Annotated in this window: 13 protein-coding genes; 8 read left to right on the top strand and 5 right to left on the bottom strand. The window is 71.8% G+C overall.

Annotated features, from left to right (window positions below; genetic code table 11):
* Nucleotides 1-100 precede the first annotated feature (100 nt).
* A complete protein-coding gene (locus tag OIE75_RS31420) occupies nt 101-469 on the bottom strand; it encodes a helix-turn-helix domain-containing protein (protein WP_329472953.1) in 369 nt (122 codons plus the stop codon).
* On the bottom strand, nt 466-741 hold the full coding sequence (locus OIE75_RS31415; protein ID WP_329472952.1) for a thiamine-binding protein: 276 nt from the start codon (nt 739-741) through the stop codon (nt 466-468). The genes OIE75_RS31420 and OIE75_RS31415 overlap by 4 nt, the downstream gene beginning before the upstream one ends.
* Nucleotides 742-880: 139 nt before the next feature.
* Between OIE75_RS31415 and OIE75_RS31410 the strand changes: the two genes are divergently transcribed.
* The 5 genes from OIE75_RS31410 (at nt 881) to OIE75_RS31390 (ending at nt 5,722) form a co-directional block, all read left to right on the top strand.
* Nucleotides 881-1,720, top strand: coding sequence for a TIM barrel protein (locus OIE75_RS31410; protein ID WP_307015864.1), 840 nt, complete (start codon nt 881-883; stop codon nt 1,718-1,720).
* Nucleotides 1,721-1,759: 39 nt separating this feature from the next.
* Nucleotides 1,760-2,650, top strand: coding sequence for a 2-hydroxy-3-oxopropionate reductase (locus OIE75_RS31405; RefSeq protein ID WP_307015863.1), 891 nt, complete (start codon nt 1,760-1,762; stop codon nt 2,648-2,650).
* Between the two features lie 187 nt (nt 2,651-2,837).
* Nucleotides 2,838-4,301 carry a catalase gene (locus OIE75_RS31400; protein WP_329472951.1) on the top strand — a complete coding sequence of 488 codons (1,464 nt, stop codon included), beginning with the start codon at nt 2,838-2,840 and terminating at the stop codon, nt 4,299-4,301.
* A 431-nt stretch (nt 4,302-4,732) separates the two neighbouring features.
* Complete coding sequence (locus OIE75_RS31395) at nt 4,733-4,978, top strand: hypothetical protein (protein ID WP_307015861.1); 246 nt, start codon at nt 4,733-4,735, stop codon at nt 4,976-4,978.
* Between the two features lie 102 nt (nt 4,979-5,080).
* A complete protein-coding gene (locus OIE75_RS31390) occupies nt 5,081-5,722 on the top strand; it encodes a TIGR04222 domain-containing membrane protein (protein ID WP_329472950.1) in 642 nt (213 codons plus the stop codon).
* 78 nt (nt 5,723-5,800) lie between these two features.
* Here OIE75_RS31390 and gcl read toward each other — a convergent pair whose 3' ends face one another.
* Nucleotides 5,801-7,585 carry a glyoxylate carboligase gene (gene gcl / locus OIE75_RS31385; RefSeq protein WP_329472949.1) on the bottom strand — a complete coding sequence of 595 codons (1,785 nt, stop codon included), beginning with the start codon at nt 7,583-7,585 and terminating at the stop codon, nt 5,801-5,803.
* Between the two features lie 155 nt (nt 7,586-7,740).
* On the opposite strand from gcl, the gene OIE75_RS31380 reads away from it, so the two are divergent.
* A complete protein-coding gene (locus OIE75_RS31380) occupies nt 7,741-8,418 on the top strand; it encodes a hypothetical protein (protein WP_307015858.1) in 678 nt (225 codons plus the stop codon).
* 28 nt (nt 8,419-8,446) lie between these two features.
* Here OIE75_RS31380 and OIE75_RS31375 read toward each other — a convergent pair whose 3' ends face one another.
* Nucleotides 8,447-10,660 carry a trypsin-like serine protease gene (locus OIE75_RS31375; protein WP_329472948.1) on the bottom strand — a complete coding sequence of 738 codons (2,214 nt, stop codon included), beginning with the start codon at nt 10,658-10,660 and terminating at the stop codon, nt 8,447-8,449.
* 47 nt (nt 10,661-10,707) lie between these two features.
* Nucleotides 10,708-11,217 carry a hypothetical protein gene (locus tag OIE75_RS31370; protein WP_206328706.1) on the bottom strand — a complete coding sequence of 170 codons (510 nt, stop codon included), beginning with the start codon at nt 11,215-11,217 and terminating at the stop codon, nt 10,708-10,710.
* 429 nt (nt 11,218-11,646) lie between these two features.
* On the opposite strand from OIE75_RS31370, the gene OIE75_RS31365 reads away from it, so the two are divergent.
* Entirely contained in the window at nt 11,647-15,012 is a 3,366-nt protein-coding gene (locus tag OIE75_RS31365; protein ID WP_329472947.1) for an ALF repeat-containing protein, read from the top strand.
* A 67-nt stretch (nt 15,013-15,079) separates the two neighbouring features.
* The gene (locus OIE75_RS31360; protein ID WP_329472945.1) at nt 15,080-17,020 is read left to right on the top strand and encodes a DNA/RNA non-specific endonuclease; all 1,941 of its coding nucleotides are present in this window, start codon (nt 15,080-15,082) and stop codon (nt 17,018-17,020) included.
* The last annotated feature ends 19 nt before the right edge of the window (nt 17,021-17,039 follow it).

Below are 17,039 nucleotides of genomic sequence, written 5' to 3'. Positions count from 1 at the left end.
ACACTTTGTTGAAAATTCGGGGTGACGAAAGCCGCCGCCCGGTGAACGGACGGCGGCTCGTCGTGGACGGTGTCGTGCCTGGTCAGGCGGGTGTCCCGGCTCAGGCGCCCTTCTCGCGGTTGAGGTAGTTGTAGACGGTGAAGCGGCTGACGCCGAGGGCACCCGCGACGGTCTCGACGCCGTGACGCACCGAGAAGGCGCCCCGCGCCTCCAGCATCCGCACCACCTCCTGCTTGGCCCTGCGGTCCAGATCGGCCAGCGGCATGCCCCGCCGGCGCTCCAGGGCGGCCAGGATGTGGTCCAGGGAGTCGGCGAGCTGCGGCAGACGCACGGCGACGACGTCGGCACCCTCCCAGGAGAGCACCACATCGTCCTGGCCGGCCTCGTCCGGCGGGACCATCTCGCCGCCGATGGCGTCGACCAGGGGCTTCACGGCCGCGATGAAGGGCTCCTCCCCCTGGCCCGTCACCGCTCGCCCTCCCCGTCCCGGCCCCCGTCGACCGCGTCGACCACGTTGACCTGGAGCGAGATCCTGGTGGCACCGGCCTCCAGGGTCCGGCGCAGCAGCGCGTCCACGGCGCCGAGCACCTGGTCGGCGCCGCCCTCGGCGGTGTTGCCGAACGGGCCGACGTCGACCGCGTCCAGCTGGGCGGCCTCGACGACCTCGCGGGCCACCACCGCGTGGGCGGGCGCCTCGTCCAGGTCGAAGGGTTCGGTCGTGAACTCCACTCTCAATCGCACGCGGTCAACCTAACGCGGGGTGACCGTTTTCCGCCGCCCCCTCTTGACAAGCCCGGAACCTCGACGGCAACCTTCCATTAAGCAGAAACGAACTTCCGTAATGCGGAACACGATCGAACGGAAGGGAGCGCGGCACCCGATGGGCTTCGCAGATCAGCGCTTCAACGTCAACCTGTCGATCCTCTTCACGGAACTCCCGCTCCTGGAGCGCCCCGCGGCCGCCGCCGCGGCCGGCTTCACCGCGGTCGAGCTGTGGTGGCCCTGGATCGACTCGCCCACCCCCGGGCAGTCCGAGCTCGACGCCCTGAAGTCGGCGATCGAGGACGCGGGCGTCCAGCTCACCGGGCTGAACTTCTACGCCGGGCAGCTGCCGGGCCCCGACCGCGGCGCCCTGTCGGTGCCGGGCGAGGAGTCGGACCGGTTCCGCGCCAACATCGACGTGGCCGCCGACTTCGCGCAGTCGCTGGGCTGCACGGCGCTCAACGCGCTGTACGGCAACCGCGTCGAGGGCGTGGACCCGGCCGAGCAGGACCGCCTCGCGCTGGAGAACCTGGTCCTGGCCGCCCGCGCGGCCGACCGGATCGGCGCGATCCTGCTGGTCGAGGCGCTGAACAAGCCCGAGTCGCCGCTGTACCCGCTGGTGTCGGCACCGGCCGCGATCGCGGTCGTGGACCAGGTCAACGAGGCCACCGGACTGGGCAACGCCAAGTTCCTCATGGACCTCTACCACCTGTCCATGAACGGCGAGGACCTGCCGCAGGTGATCGACGCGTACGCCGCGAAGACCGGCCACGTGCAGATCGCCGACAACCCGGGCCGCGGCGCTCCCGGCACCGGCTCGCTCCCGCTGGAGGAGCTGCTCGACCAGGTGCGCAAGGCCGGTTACGACGGCTGGGTGGGCCTGGAGTACAAGCCGGGCGACAACCCCAGCGCCCAGTCCTTCTCCTGGCTGCCGGCCGAGGCCCGCGCGGCCCGCTGAGCGCCACCCCGCACAGAACTTTTCAGAGAGGTACCCGTCATGAGCACTCTTCCCAAGGTCGCCTGGATCGGTCTCGGCATCATGGGCTCCCCCATGTCCGAGAACCTGATCAAGGCCGGTTACCAGGTCACCGGCTTCACCCTGGAGCAGGAGAAGCTGGACCGCCTGTCCGCCGCCGGCGGCACCGTGGCCGGCTCGATCGCCGAGGCCGTGCGCGACGCCGACGTCGTCGTGACGATGGTCCCCGCGTCGCCGCAGGTCGAGGCCATCGCCTACGGCCCCGACGGCATCCTGGAGAACGCGAAGTCCGGCGCGCTCCTTGTCGACATGTCCTCGATCACCCCGCAGACCTCCGTGGACCTCGCGAAGGCCGCCAAGGACAAGGGCATCCGCGTCCTGGACGCCCCCGTCTCCGGCGGCGAGGCCGGCGCCATCGAGGCCGTGCTGTCCATCATGGTCGGCGGTGAGCAGGCCGACTTCGACGAGGCCAAGCCGCTCCTGGAGGCGCTCGGCAAGACCATCGTGCTGTGCGGTCCGCACGGCTCGGGCCAGACCGTGAAGGCCGCCAACCAGCTCATCGTCGCCGTGAACATCCAGGCGTGCGCCGAGGCCGTGGTCTTCCTGGAGAAGTCGGGCGTGGACCTGAAGGCCGCCCTCGACGTCCTCAACGGCGGCCTGGCCGGCTCGACCGTGCTGACGCGGAAGAAGGACAACTTCCTGGGCCGCGACTTCAAGCCCGGCTTCCGCATCGACCTGCACCACAAGGACATGGGCATCGTCACCGACGCCGCCCGCAACGTCGGCGCCGCGCTGCCGGTCGGCGCCGTGGTGGCCCAGCTGGTCGCCTCGCTGCGCGCCCAGGGTGACGGCGGCCTGGACCACTCGGCCCTGCTGCGGGCCGTGGAGCGCCTGTCCGGCGCCCAGGTCTGACCGTACGCACCTCACCAGAGCTCCGGGCGGCGCCGTCGCTGACACCTGTCCTGTCGCGCCCGAGCGGCGGCGCCGCCCGGAACCCACTTCAACAAACTGTTGACGTGCCTTCGCCCCAAATCTAGGCTCCACGAAGCGGAAACAAGTTTCCGCTGAATCTCGCACGGAAGACCACGGAAGGTCCACGATGTCGCAGCGCGTGCTCACCACCGAGTCCGGCGCCCCGGTCGCCGACAACCAGAACTCCGCTTCCGCCGGCATCGGCGGCCCGCTCCTGATCCAGGACCAGCACCTCATCGAGAAGCTCGCGCGCTTCAACCGGGAGCGCATCCCGGAGCGCGTGGTGCACGCCCGCGGCTCCGGCGCCTACGGCCACTTCGAGGTGACCGACGACGTCACCGGCTTCACGCACGCCGACTTCCTGAGCACCGTCGGCAAGCGCACCGAGGTCTTCCTGCGCTTCTCCACCGTGGCCGACTCGCTCGGCGGCGCGGACGCGGTCCGCGACCCGCGCGGCTTCGCGGTGAAGTTCTACACCGAGGAGGGCAACTACGACCTCGTCGGCAACAACACCCCGGTGTTCTTCATCAAGGACCCGATCAAGTTCCCCGACTTCATCCACTCGCAGAAGCGCGACCCGTTCACGGGGCGTCAGGAGCCGGACAACGTCTTCGACTTCTGGGCGCACTCCCCCGAGGCCACGCACCAGGTGACCTGGCTGATGGGCGACCGCGGCATCCCGGCGTCGTACCGCCACATGGACGGCTTCGGCTCGCACACCTACCAGTGGACGAACGCCAAGGGCGAGTCCTTCTTCGTCAAGTACCACTTCAAGACCGACCAGGGCATCCGCTGCCTGACCGCCGAGCAGGCGGCCGAGATCGCGGGCCACGATCCGACCTCGCACCAGACCGACCTGGTGCAGGCGATCGAGCGGGGCGTGTACCCGTCCTGGACGCTGCACGTGCAGCTGATGCCGGTGGCCGAGGCGGCGAACTACCGCTTCAACCCGTTCGACGTGACCAAGGTGTGGCCGCACTCCGACTACCCGCTCAAGCGGGTGGGCCGCCTGGTGCTCGACCGCAACCCGGACAACGTCTTCGCGGAGGTCGAGCAGGCCGCGTTCTCCCCGAACAACTTCGTTCCGGGCATCGGTCCCTCCCCCGACAAGATGCTCCAGGGCCGTCTGTTCGCCTACGCGGACGCGCACCGCTACCGCCTGGGCGTCAACCACACCCAGCTCGCGGTGAACGCCCCGAAGGCGGTGCCGGGCGGCGCCGCCAACTACGGCCGGGACGGTCTCATGGCGTCCAACCCGCAGGGCCGTGACGCCAGGAACTACGAGCCGAACTCCTACGACGGCCCGGTGGAGACCGGCCGCCCGCTGGCCGCGCCGCTCGCCGTCTCCGGTCACACCGGCACTCACGAGGCGCCGCAGCACACCAAGGACGACCCCTTCTTCCAGGCCGGTGAGCTGTACCGGCTGATGTCCGAGGACGAGAAGAAGCGGCTGATCGCGACCATCGCCGGCGGCCTGTCCCAGGTCTCCCGCAACGACGTGGTCGAGAAGAACCTCGCGCACTTCCACGCGGCCGACACCGAGTACGGCAAGCGCGTCGAGGAGGCGGTCCGCGCCCTGCGCGAGGACTGACCCACCGGCTCGCGCACGGACCCCGGCGGGGAGGCCGGGACCGTGTGCGCGGCCCGCGCAGGCACCGAGCAGCCCGGATGAGGGGTGAGTGCCCGGTGCCGGCGCGGGCAGGGCGAGGACCGCGGCGGCAGGCGAGCCAGTGCGGTGGTGAAGGGCACGGACGTCCCTCCTACGACCTGAGGGGAGGCGCGCTCCCGGGCCCGTCGCACCGCCGCGGTCCCAGCCACACTCCGCCTCTGCTTTCCCCAGAGGCCCCAGGACTCCGTCCGGCGGCGCGAACGACCTGTCGCGCCCAGCCTCGCGCCGCCGGACGGACACCACGTGAAGAACCTTCACCGGCTGGAGAGCGCCGGATGCGGACGGTCCCGCATCCGGCGCTTTCCGGCGTCCGCCGGGGTGCGGATCCCGGGCGCCCGCAGCAGCCTGAAGTCATGGCACATCCACCGGAGCATCCGCACATCGTCGTCCACTCCCCCGCCCTCGACGGCTCCCGCCGGGTCACCTCCGGCGACGAGACACTGGGCGTCGCCTCGCACATCGACGACGTCGCCGAACTGCTGCGCCTGGCCGACCTGTACGTGACCGACGTGGCCGAGGACGCGCTCGTCGAGTGGCAGGGCGGCGGCCCGGACGACTGGCCGGGGCTGCACGAGCACCAGGAGCACCCCCAGGGCTGACCGCGCCCACGTTCTCCCTCAAGTCTTCCTCTGAGAACGCGGCCGCGCGCTTGAACCACCCCCCGCGCCGGGCACATCCCCGGGCACACGGGGGTGAGGGCCATGGACGGCGGCACGGGGATCGGCTGGGAGCCGTACGAGATCGCACTGCTGGGCGGCGGGCCGCGGGCCGCGGTGACGGTGGCGGTGGTCGACCTGCACCTGCGGGGGGCGTTGGAGACCGGCCCCCGCAGGACGCTGTGCGCCACGGGGCCGGAGCCGGAGGGGCTGGGGCCGTTCGCGGGCACCGTCCTCGACTGCCTGCGCGAGCCCCGCACCGCCCGTGAGCTGGTCCGGCATCCGGACGTGCGCCTGGCAGTCGCGCTGGCGCGCATCCCGCTCGCGGACGAGGGGCTGCTGCGCTACCCCCGGCTGGGCCCCACCCGGGGCGCCCGCCGGCGCGTGGAGTTCTGGCGGGCACGGCACCCCCTGCCGAGGGTCCGGCACGGGATGACGGACGGGGACACGCTGCTCGCGGTGGCCCTGCACGGCGACGCCGCTCTGCGCATGCTCCTGCCGCGCTTCGCGCTGCGGACCGGCCTGACGGACCCGGGGGCCGCCACGGAGGGGGTGCGCTTCTCCCTGGGCCGGGGCAGGTTCCTCCGGTGGCGGGACGAGTACGAGGACTCGGTCACGGGCGACTGGGGCTCCGGCCACGGGGACCACGGCGGCTGCGGATCGGGGGGTGGGGGCGGAGGGGACTGAGCGGCCCCGGACGCGAGCGAGGGCGGCCCGTCGCGTTGACGGACCGCCCTCGCCCCCAGGCCGTGCGGATGGTGCGGGTCAGACCTTGAGCGTCCTGACCGCGGTCGGGGCGTGCCCCGGCTCCGTGGCCACCTCCTCGAACTCCACCACGTTCGAGATGTCGTTGGTGCCCGACATCGAGATGTTGGTGACGCGCTCCAGGATCGCCTCGACGATGACCGGCACCCGGTGCTCGGCGGCGAGCTTCTTGGCCTGCTCGAGGGCCGCGCCCAGCTCGTTCGGGTCGGTCACCCGGATCGCCTTGCAGCCCAGGCCCTCGGCGACCTTGACGTGGTCGACGCCGTAGACGCCCAGCTCGGGCGAGTTGATGTTCTCGAACTCCAGGTTGACCTGGAAGTCGATCTCGAACGCCCGCTGCGCCTGGCGGATCAGGCCCAGGTAGGAGTTGTTGACCAGGACGTGCACGTACGGGATCTTGTGCTGCGCACCGACGGCCAGTTCCTCGATCATGAACTGGAAGTCGTAGTCGCCGGAGAGCGCCACGACCTGGGCGTCGGGGTCGGCCTTGGCGACGCCGAGCGCGGCCGGGACGGTCCAGCCGAGCGGGCCCGCCTGGCCGCAGTTGATCCAGTGCCGCGGACGGTAGACGTGCAGCATCTGGGCGCCGGCGATCTGCGAGAGGCCGATGGTGGAGACGTACCGGGTCTCCGGGCCGAAGGCCTTGTTCATCTCCTCGTAGACGCGCTGCGGCTTGATCGGGATGTCGTCGAAGTGCGTACGGCGCTGGAGCGTGGCCTTCTTCTCCTGCGCGGACGCGGCCCACGCGGCGCGGTCGGGCAGCTTGCCGGCCGCCTTCAGCTCCTTGGCCACCTCGACGAACAGCTCCAGCGCGGCCTTGGCGTCGGAGGCGATGCCGTAGTCCGGGGCGAAGATCTTGCCGATCTGGGTCGGCTCGACGTCGACGTGGACGAACTTCCGCCCCTTGGTGTAGACGTCGATCTTGCCGGTGTGGCGGTTGGCCCAGCGGTTGCCGACGCCGAGGACGAAGTCGGACTCCAGGAAGGTCGCGTTGCCGTAGCGGTGCGAGGTCTGAAGGCCGACCATGCCGGCGTTCAGCTCGTGGTCGTCGGGCAGCAGGCCCCAGCCCATCAGGGTCGGCACGACCGGGGTGCCGGTCAGCTCGGCGAACTCGACCAGGAGGTCGGCCGCGTCGGCGTTGATGACACCGCCGCCGGCCACGATCAGCGGGCGCTCGGCGGCGTTGAGCATGCCGATCGCCTTCTCGACCTGGGCGCGGGTCGCGGCCGGCTTGTAGACCGGGAGCGGCTCGTAGGTCTCCGGGTCGAACTCGATCTCGGTCAGCTGGACGTCGATCGGCAGGTCGATCAGGACCGGACCGGGGCGTCCCGAGCGCATCAGGTGGAACGCCTGCTGGAAGACGCCGGGGACCTGGGCGGCCTCCAGGACGGTGACGGCCATCTTGGTCACCGGCTTGGCGATGGAGGCGATGTCGACGGCCTGGAAGTCCTCCTTGTGGATCACCGCGGTCGGCGCCTGGCCGGTGATGCACAGGATCGGGATGGAGTCGCCGATCGCCGAGTACAGGCCGGTGATCATGTCGGTGCCGGCCGGCCCCGAGGTGCCGATGCAGACACCGATGTTGCCGGGGTGGGTACGGGTGTACCCCTCGGCCATGTGCGAGGCGCCCTCGACATGACGGGCGAGGGTGTGCTGGACGCCGCCGGACGCCTTGAGCGCCGCGTAGAAGGGGTTGATCGCCGCGCCCGGCACACCGAACGCGTCGGTGACGCCCTCGCGCTTGAGAATCTCAACTGCCGCTCGGGCAGCGGTCATACGAGCCATCGAGTACTCCTGCTCCGGCTGTCGGATTCGCACTCCCGTCGCGCCCCGCGGTGAGCTTCTTCCGTAGCAACTTCCGTATAGCGAAATTTGTTTTCTACGATCTGGAAGTAATGTAAGTGGGCGGCCGAGGGCAGTCAAGAGAGGACGATGGGGTCATGTCCGAGACCATCTCGGTGTGCTGCACGGCCTGCGGGCGGCGGCACCGCTACACGGCGCCCTCGTATCCGTGCGCGTGCGGGGAGCCCGTCGCGCCCGCGCTCGATCCGCACGGGACCGCGACCGCGGTCACCCACCGGGCGTGGGAAGAGGAGTGGGTCGGCGTGCGCTGCGCGGCCTGCGGGGCGCACAGCCGGTGGCCGCGGCCGGAGCTGGGGTGCCCGTGCGGGACGGTGCTGTGCGTGCCGGTGGACGGCACGGCCCAGGGCGGGTCCGGGCGCGCCCCCGGGTCACGGGTCCCGGCCCACCGGGCGGTCCCGATCCGCACCGCGCGCGACGCGGTGACCGCGGCCGTGCTGTATCTGCGCGGGCTGGGGCACCGGGACGTGTGCCGCGCCGACCAGCGGCCGCTGTCCGGCATCGGGCTGACCGCGGCCGGCCTCGTCGTCCAGGTGGATCCGACGGTGGGCCCGGCCTCGCTGCGGGACGTGGAGTGCCTGTGGCTGACGGCGATGGCGGAGTCCGCGCGGTGCGTCTACTTCTCCCTCACCGGATACGCCGAGGACGCCCGGGTCCGCGCCGACCTGCTCGGGGTGGCGCTGTTCGTGCTCGACCCGGCGGGAGTGCCGCGCCCGGTGAACGAGTCGGCCGTGGCGCTGGACGCCACGGCCGACTGAGAGGTGCTGCTGGGGAGTGGCGCGGTGACTACCTCGCCGCGTACCCGAAGGCGGTGCCGACGGCGGGGAGCCCGCCCTGTCCCGGCTGGTAGGCCGTGACGGCGGCGGTGGGCTGGCCGAGGGTCACGTTGGACATCGGCAGGGCGTAGAGCGCGCCGCGGGCGCCCGGGCCGTAGGGCATGCCGACGTACAGGTGCGTGCCGGTGAAGTGGATGCTCGAACCCAGACGCTGGTTGGCTCCCGGGGCACCGGGGATGCCGTCGCCGTCGCCGGACTCGATCCACTTGTCGTTGGCGCCGGGCGCGCCCAGCATCGAGAAGACGTGGACCGCGCCGGAGGACGTCGCCGAGCCGATCGCCTCGTCCGGGACGCCGATGGCCATCCTCATCGTCGCCGCGGTGCTCACGGCGCGCGGCGCCGTATTGGTCGCGGTGATGGTGGCACCGAAGTGGTCACCGGCCTCGGAGGTGCCGGAGACGTCGTCGTCGGCCGTACCGGAGGAGTACCCGTCGAGCTGGGTGTAGGTGCCCGCGGCGGTGACCCGGAAGGTGGTGACACCGCCGGTCTGTGCCTTGCTGACGCCGTCCACGTTCAGGGCCTCGCCCGGCGCACCGACCGCGAGGATCGACTCGTTGGCCGTGGCCGCGCCCGACGGACGGTACGGGGCCAGTGCCAGGGCCGCGCCGAAGCGGTCACCGGCCTCGGCACCGCCGGAGACGGTGTCCAGGTCCTGGTCGAGGCCGAAGATCGGGGTGGGCCGCTTCTCGCTGTTCAGCGTGTGCGTGAAGACCGCGAGGTTGCCCGCCGCGTCGTCGCCGCCGATGTTCTCGTTGGGCGCGCCGATGGCCAGGTGGTTGGCGTCGGCGGCCAGGACGGCGCCGAAGCCGTCACCCGCCTCCACGGCACCCGGGACGTCCAGCTTGTCCTGGTGGACGGAGACGTTGGTGCCGCCGCGCACGTAGAACGCCTCGCCCGCCTTGGCGGCGTCGCCGAGGCCCTCGCCGGGCGTGCCGATGACGACGAAGGGCTCACCGGCGGCGGTGGTGCCGGCCACCATGGCCTGCCCCATCAGGTCACCGTCCTCCGGGGTGGAGGCGCTGATCGAGCCGTTGCCCTCGGCCTGCTGGAAGTGCGTGTTCTTGGTGGCGCCGGTGCCGAGGCCGCCCGGGGCGCCGTACAGGAGGTCGGCCATGCCGGCGTCCGTGGCGTCGCCCAGGTTCTCACCCGGGGTGCCGACGGCGAGGTCGGTGCAGCCGTCCTCGTTGTAGTCGACGGTGTCGATGGCCTGGCCGAAGAGGTCGTTGCCCTCGGCGCCGCCCGGCACCCAGTCGAGGTCCTGGTTGATCTCGGCGGTGCCCTTGCCGCCGCCGTACACGACGCGGACCAGGCCCGCCTTGGCGCTGCCGCCGACGGTCGCCTCGGGGTCGGCGACGGCGATGTCCGCCACGCCGTCGCAGTTGAAGTCGGTGATCCGGTTGGCGCCGGCCTTGGACGCCACCCAGGAGCCGAGGTCGTCGACGCGGGTGACGACGCCGCCGGTGCGGGTCTCCGCGGCGTCGATGCCGAAGCATCCGCCCTGGTAGGAGCGGCTGCCGAGGGCGGCCAGCTGCTTGGTGCCGTTCACCGTGCGGACCAGCGGGCCGCCGGTGTCGCCCATGCACGCGGCGACACCGTCCTTGCCGGTCACGGTGGCGGTGGTGGCGGCGGCCGCGTCCACCGAGAAGACCCCGGTGTGCAGGTTCAGCGGCGCCCACTCGGTCTTGGAGCGGCCGTAGCCGGCGAGCGTCAGCTCCTCGCCCGCGGTGGGGGCGGAGGTGGCCAGTGCGAGGGGGGTGACGTTGGTGACCGGGCGGTTGAGCCGGGCCAGGACCACGTCGCGGTCGGTGCGCGGGACCAGCTCCACGACCTGGCGGACCGCGCCCCCGGTGCCGGTGAGCTCGGCGCGGCCGATGGTCGCGGTGGTGGTCTTGGCCGGCTTGCCCGCGGGCACGGCGAGGCTCTCGGCGGGCTTGTCGGCGAAGCAACTGGCCGCGGTGAGCAGCCACTCGGTGTCGACCAGGACGCCGGAGCAGCCGCGGTCGTGGTCGCCGACCACGATCTGCGCGGTGTAGGAGTGCGTGGTGTCGGAGGCGGGGGCGGCGGGCCCCGTCACGGCGGCCGCGGGCACGGCGGTCAGGACGAGGGGTCCCGCGGTCAGGGCCGCGGCCAGTGCGGCGAGGCGCACGGGTCTGGTGTGTCGCATGGTGGGGTTCCTTGGTGGCAGATCCGTCAAAGGGCTTCGGCTGGGCGCTACTTGGAGGTCCTGATCTCCACGAGCAGGTGCTCACGGTTCTGCTCGTCGGCGCTCTCGCCCACCGAGGTCCAGGTGTTCTTCTCGAGGTCGAAGGACTTCTCCTCGTCCCCGACGGTCATGTCCACCTGCGTCGCGTAGTCGTTGCCCCGCATGACGTAGACGGCGGGGATCTCCAGGGTCAGCCAGCCCGAGTCGCCGACCGTCTTGAAGCAGAACGGCTGGGACTCGCGCCGGGCCATGACCTGGAGCAGGTCGGTGCCGCTGGAGCAGTCGGCCAGCGTGATGTGGCCGTCCCCTCGCTTGAGGACGATGCCCTGCTCCTCGAGGATCTTGTCGGCCTGCGGATAGGCGAAGTCCTCGACGGCGTAGCCGGGAGCCTCGTCCGCCACGGACACCGCCGGGCCGTCGTCCGCCGGCTGGACGCCGGACGCCAGCATGGCCCAGGCCAGGCCGCCGGCGAGGGCGGAGGCGCCGAGCACACGCGCAATGGTGGTGCGTACCTTCATCGCAGTCCAAATCCATTCTTTCGGCCGGATGCCCGTCATCCGGCTCCCCTGAAAGGCATGAAGGCTCCGCATTCAATGAGGGCCCCCCAGACCTCGCGGAAATACAGAAGAGAGGCATTCGCCATTCTGTATCTCCGCATGAGCCTGTCCATGCCACCTCCATCTTCGATCACTGTCCACGTCATGAACTGCGCCAAAACGGACGCCAGTTGAAGATCCGGTGTGACTCTCGACACCTCAAGGAAAGGTTGTACGAAGGTCTGTGGAGAAGTTGTGAAGAAGCAACCGGCCTCCGCAGCAAGCGATCTGGCGGGCCATCAATTGCGCCCGGATGCAACTCATTTTACGTTCGGCGCCCATTGGTATGGTCACTCCGGCTCTCCATCCCGGCTCAATTCCCGTCGAAACCAACGCCAGGAGAAAACCCTTATGCAGACGTCGTTCTGGAGTCGCAGACGGCTCCTCGGCGCAGCGGCCGCCGTCACCGCTGTCGCCGCCACCCCGCTGTCGTTCACCCGCCCGGCGAGCGCCGCGGACGGTGCCGCGCCGGCCGACCCGCTCACCCTGCCGGACACCGAGCGGGCCAAGGTCGTCCAGGCGTGGGCCACCGGCGGCAAGGCGACCAAGGCCGCCGCGGCCTACGTGCTGTACGGCACCGACGAGGAGGTGCGGACGTTCCTCGCGGAGACCCTGCCGAAGGTGACGATCGAGGACAACCGGGTCGCCGTCGCCCGCTACCTCGCCCGGTCCGGCAAGGGCCTGCGGCGCGAGGCGGTCGCCGCGCTCGACAACGGCGACGCGGCCATCGCGGCCTTCCTCGAGACGGGGTACAAGCCCGCCCTGCTGGAGGATCTGGGGGTGGCGACGTCCATCGTCTCCTCCACCGGCGACAAGGCCGTCCGGCGCGAGGCCTCCGCCGCCCTGGACGCCGGTACCCAGGCGGCGCTGGAGACCTTCCTCACCGACGGGCAGTACGACGCCCGGCTGGAGGACGCCAGGGTCCAGGTGTCGTCCATGCTGTTCCAGGGCGGGCCCGAGGTGCGGAAGTACGCGGACCGCGCGATGAGCGGTACGGCCAACGACGTGCAGTGGTTCCTCGACACCGGGCAGCACATCGCCCGGGCCCGGGACCAGGAGGCGGCCACCATCGCCGAACTCGTCGCGGTGGTGGAGCGCGAGGGCAAGCGCGCCCAGGCCGAGACCGACCAGGCCGTGGAGGCGTCGGCGCGCGCCCAGGCCGCGGCCGAGAAGGCCAAGGAGGCGGCCGAGAAGGCCGCCGCGGAAGCCGCCGCGGCCAAGGACGACGTGGCGAAGTCCGCCGCGGCCGCGCGCAAGGCCGCGAGCGCGGCCAAGGGCGCCGCGAACGCCGCGCGCAACGCCATCAGCGCCTCCAACGCGGCGGTGACCGCGTCCCGGCGCGCCTCCTCGGCGGCCACCGCGGCCTCCCAGGCCGCCGCGACGGCGGGCAACGCGGCCTCCGCCGCCTACAACGCCGCCATCGCCGCCTCCAAGGACGCGAATAAGACCGAGGCGGCCAAGAACGCGGCGGTCGCCGCCAAGAACGCGGCCGGGAAGGCCCGTTCCGCCGCGAAGGCCGCCGACTACGCCGCGGCCGCCTCCGCGCAGGCCGCCAGTGCCGGTTCCTCGGCCGCCTCCGCCGCGCGCAACGCCGCGGCCGCCGCCAACGCCTCGGCGCAGGCCGCGGGCGCCGCGGGCGCCGCCCAGTCCGAGGCGGCCGAGGCCAAGCGCCAGGCCGCCATCGCGACGACCGCCGCCAACCGCGCCACCAACGCCGCCTCCACGGCCCAGGCCCTCGCCAACACCGCGGCCGCCGCGGCCCGCAAGGCCCGGGACGCCGCCAACTCCGCGGCCGACCACGCCGAGAAGGCGGCGGCCGCCGCCGAGGAGGCGGTGAAGTTCGCCGGTGAGGCCATCGACTACGCGAACAGGTCCACCGCGCACGCGGCGGCTGCCGTGAAGGCGGCCGACACCGCCACCAAGACCGTCGAGGAAGCCATGGCGGTGGAGACGGCGGCACGGGAGGCGGAACTGGCCCGCCTGGAGCAGGACCGGCTCCAGGGCATGGACGAGGCCCGCCTGCTCGCCGAGATCGAGGCGGAGGAACAGGCCGAGTACGAGGACAAGCGCAGCCAGGAGGCCCAGACCGCCGCGGCCCTCAAGGAGCTGATCGCCGCGGCCGAGAAGGCGCTGTGGGAGACCGGTGACCTGGCGCTCGCGGCCACGCTCGGCCGCAAGGCGGCCACCGGGCTGCTGGAGGCGAAGGGCGCGTGGACGCGGGAGGCGGCCCAGCACGCGCTGGCCGGGACCGACGACGACATCCTGTCCTGGGTCGACCTCGACCGGACTCTCGCCCAGAACCAGGACGACCGCGAGACCGTCCTGTACATCGCCCAGATATCCAGCCCCGCCATCGCGGAGGCGGCCCAGTCGGCACTGGCGAGCAGCGAGTCCGCGGCGGTGGGCGACTTCCTGACCTCCGGGATGATCCGGGCCTCGCAGGACGACAACAAGGTCCAGATAGCCCGGATCATCAACGAGAAGCCCGGCAAGGCGGTCATCAAGGCCGCCAACGACGCGCTGGACAAGAACACCCCCGAAGCCCTCCAGGACTTCTTCGAGCGGACGTACCCCGAGGCGATACGCGAGGACGACGCGGTGGAGACCGCCACCTCGGTGGCGAACGGGGGCGAGTACGTCAAGTCGTACGGCGAGGTCGCCCTCGAGGGCCCCACCTGGATGCGCCGCAACTTCGTCCAGGTCGTGCGGCACCAGGCGGCCCAGCTCGACCACGACTCGGCCACCCACGTCGCGGCGGTCCGCGGGGCGATCGCGGCCGCGGCGAAGATCGCCTACACGGCGCAGCAGAACGCCGCGCTGGCCTCCAAGGCCGCCGCCGACGCCCGCCAGGCCGCGGCCGAGGCGAAGGAGTGGGCCGACAAGGCCCTGGACGCCGCGAGCAAGGCGGACGGCTACGCCGATCAGGCCCGGCAGAACGCCGACGCCGCAGACCGGTCGGCGGCGGACGCGCAGGCCTCCGCGAACCAGGCCAAGTCGGCGGCATCGACCGCGCGGGGTGCCGCCAGGTCGGCGAACTACTCCGCCAACAAGGCCGTGGACGCGGCCCGTTCGGCACTCCAGTCCTCCTACAGCGCCCAGGCGTCGGCGGCCAGTGCCCGTCAGTCCGCCCTGGAGGCCGGCCGGGACAAGGCCACGGCGGCCGCGGCGGCCAGCGAGGCCCGCAGCATCGCCGTCCAGAAGCGCCAGGCCGAGATCGCCCAGAAGGCCAAGGAGGCCGCCGAGAAGGCGAAGCGGGAGCGCGAGGAGGGCAGGGACCCGGCCGACAACGGCACCAACGACGAGGTCCACCCGAACGGCACCGGCACCGGCTCCGGTTCCGAGGAGGACTGGTGGTCGGACGCCAGCTGGTGGGCCGACGCCGCCAACAAGGTCAGCATCGCCTCCGGATTCATCGCCGCCGGTCTCGGGCTGGCCAGCCTGGCCTTTCCGCCGCTGGCGGCCGGAGCGGCCTTCTTCGGCTACGTGTCCCTCGGGGCCGGCGCGCTCGGCGCCCTGTTCACCGGCATCGAACACGGCTTCACCAGCGGCGCGTTCGTCGAGTCCCTGGGCGGCACCGCGTTGAACCTGGCCACCTTCGGCCGGGGCAAGCTCGTGACCACCGGCATCAAGAAGGTGGCCCCCGTGGTCAACAAGGTCGCCGAAGAGGGCAAGGAGCTCGTCTCCTCCATCACCAGCGGACTGTCGTCCATCTTCTGACCGCCCGCGGGCCGGGCACGCCGGCCCGCACCGGGCAGTACGTCACACGCGAAAGGGCAGTCCCACCATGAGACCCTCGTCTCGAATACCGCGCTCCCGGCGCGTCCTCCTCTCCCTGCTGGCCGTCGTGACCCTGGGGGCCACCACGGCGATGGCCCCGGCGCAGGAGACGCCCGGGGCAGCGCCGCAGGCGTCCCGCCAGGCCGACCGGGCCAACCCGGCCGACGTGTCCGCGCCCACGAAGACCAGGCCGGTCGAGGTGACCCCCGGGGAGCGCTGCGAGCCCACCGCCGCCGGCTCCCGCGAACGCCGGGCGGGCGCCGTGCAGGCCTGCGTCAGCACGACCACCGCACCGGTGAAGGCCGCCGCGCGGCAGAGCCTCGCCGCACAGCCTCAGGCGTCGGCCGACGCCGACTCGGCCACTTGCACGATCACGTCCCCCGGGACGTGGAAGTTCAACCGCTTCGGCTACTGCGTCAACGGCCTCACCGTGCTGTACGTGCTCAAGGACAGCAACGGGCAGCAGATCGGCACCGGCACGCTGAGCGTGACGACCAGCGCCCTCCTGCCCGCCGAGGGCACGTCGTGGGAAGAGCACGTGACCGTGACCATGACCGGCGCGACCGGGGCCGTCACGACCCTGGAGGCGAGGTTCAGGTCCGCCTGCTCGGCCGGCTGCAAGGCCACCAAGACGGCCCCCTGGTACAAGGGCACCCTGGTCAAGGGAGACTCCCGCACCGGCCGGGTGGCCTACTCCTCCACCCCGGCCGCCGGTACCGCGGTCGAGTTCACGACGTCGTACGAGCTGTTCGTGTCCTATCCCGGCGCCCAGATCATCGACCCGAGCGCGTCCTGGAGCAACCCGGAGCAGATCCGCTGCGACGACGACGTCCGGGACACCGCCTCCGCCGGCACGCCCGGCCCCGGCTGCGTGGTGCCGAGCATCATGCCGGTGGTCAACATCGACGCCACCGCGGGCGCCGCGGCGGTCGGATACCAGTGGGCCCAGCAGAACGCGGGCGGCTGGGGGCGCGACAAGCCGCTGACCCGTGCGAAGAACGGCATCGCCGACCGCACCGGTCGCACCTGCGGGGGGTCGAAGCCCTTCCAGGCCATGCCGGACGTCGTCGCGAACGACAGCTGCGGCATGTTCCCCTTCGCGGCCACCCATGAAGGCGGAACCGACGGCGCCCTGTGTGCCGAGATCGTCCTCAAGGACACCGGCGGGGGCTGGGCCGTCCAGCAACTGGGGGACGCCGACCCCGGCAAGTCCTGCGTGCGCGCCCATGTCCCCGCCGCGGACCGGCAGTCCGCCGAGAACCAGCTCTCCAACGGCTTCGTGAGCCAGCGGGTCGTGGAGGCCGAGCGGTTCAAGGTGGAGATCACCGGCTCGACCGACCAGCCGCAGGGAGCCTGCCTGCGGACGCTGCCGAACGGATCGCTGCGGGCCGGTGACGGCTGGATCAGGAACACCACCGAAGCGGTCCCCCAGGTGAACAAGACCACCACCCCGAACGGGCCCGGTACCCGCGCGGCCGTGGCGCAGGCCTGCCTGGGCAAGAACCTCGACGGGGGCAGCGACGCGTCCGGCGACATCACCGGATGGCAGGACGCGCAGCTGTACCGCGACACCCACTCGCCGAACACCGGGCTCGCACGGTGCCACCTGATCCCCAACATCCTCGGCGGCAAGGGCCAGGTGATGGACGGCGGACAGGACAACCTCGTGCCCTGCTGGCAGTACGGCATGAACACCGGCACACCCAGCATGCGGTCCTTCGAGCAGGCGGCTCAGAAGCTGGTGAAGGAGGACCCCAACTTCAAGGCGACGGACGCGCTCTTCTACCAGGTGACGCCCGACTACAAGGACGCCACGAGCACGATCCCCGTGGGGGTCACGATGACCGCTACAGTGCAGCGGGCGGACGGAACGTCCCAGCCGCTGTTCCCCGAGGTCTACATCACGAACACCAAGGGCAACACCGGGACGCTGAACCTCGGGAACTGAACCCGGCTGAGCACGCCAT

Source organism: Streptomyces sp. NBC_01723 (assembly GCF_036246005.1).
In the GTDB taxonomy this organism is placed as follows: Bacteria; Actinomycetota; Actinomycetes; order Streptomycetales; family Streptomycetaceae; genus Streptomyces.
Note: the sequence above shows the minus strand (reverse complement) of the source record. Positions and strands in the feature narration are given on the sequence as shown.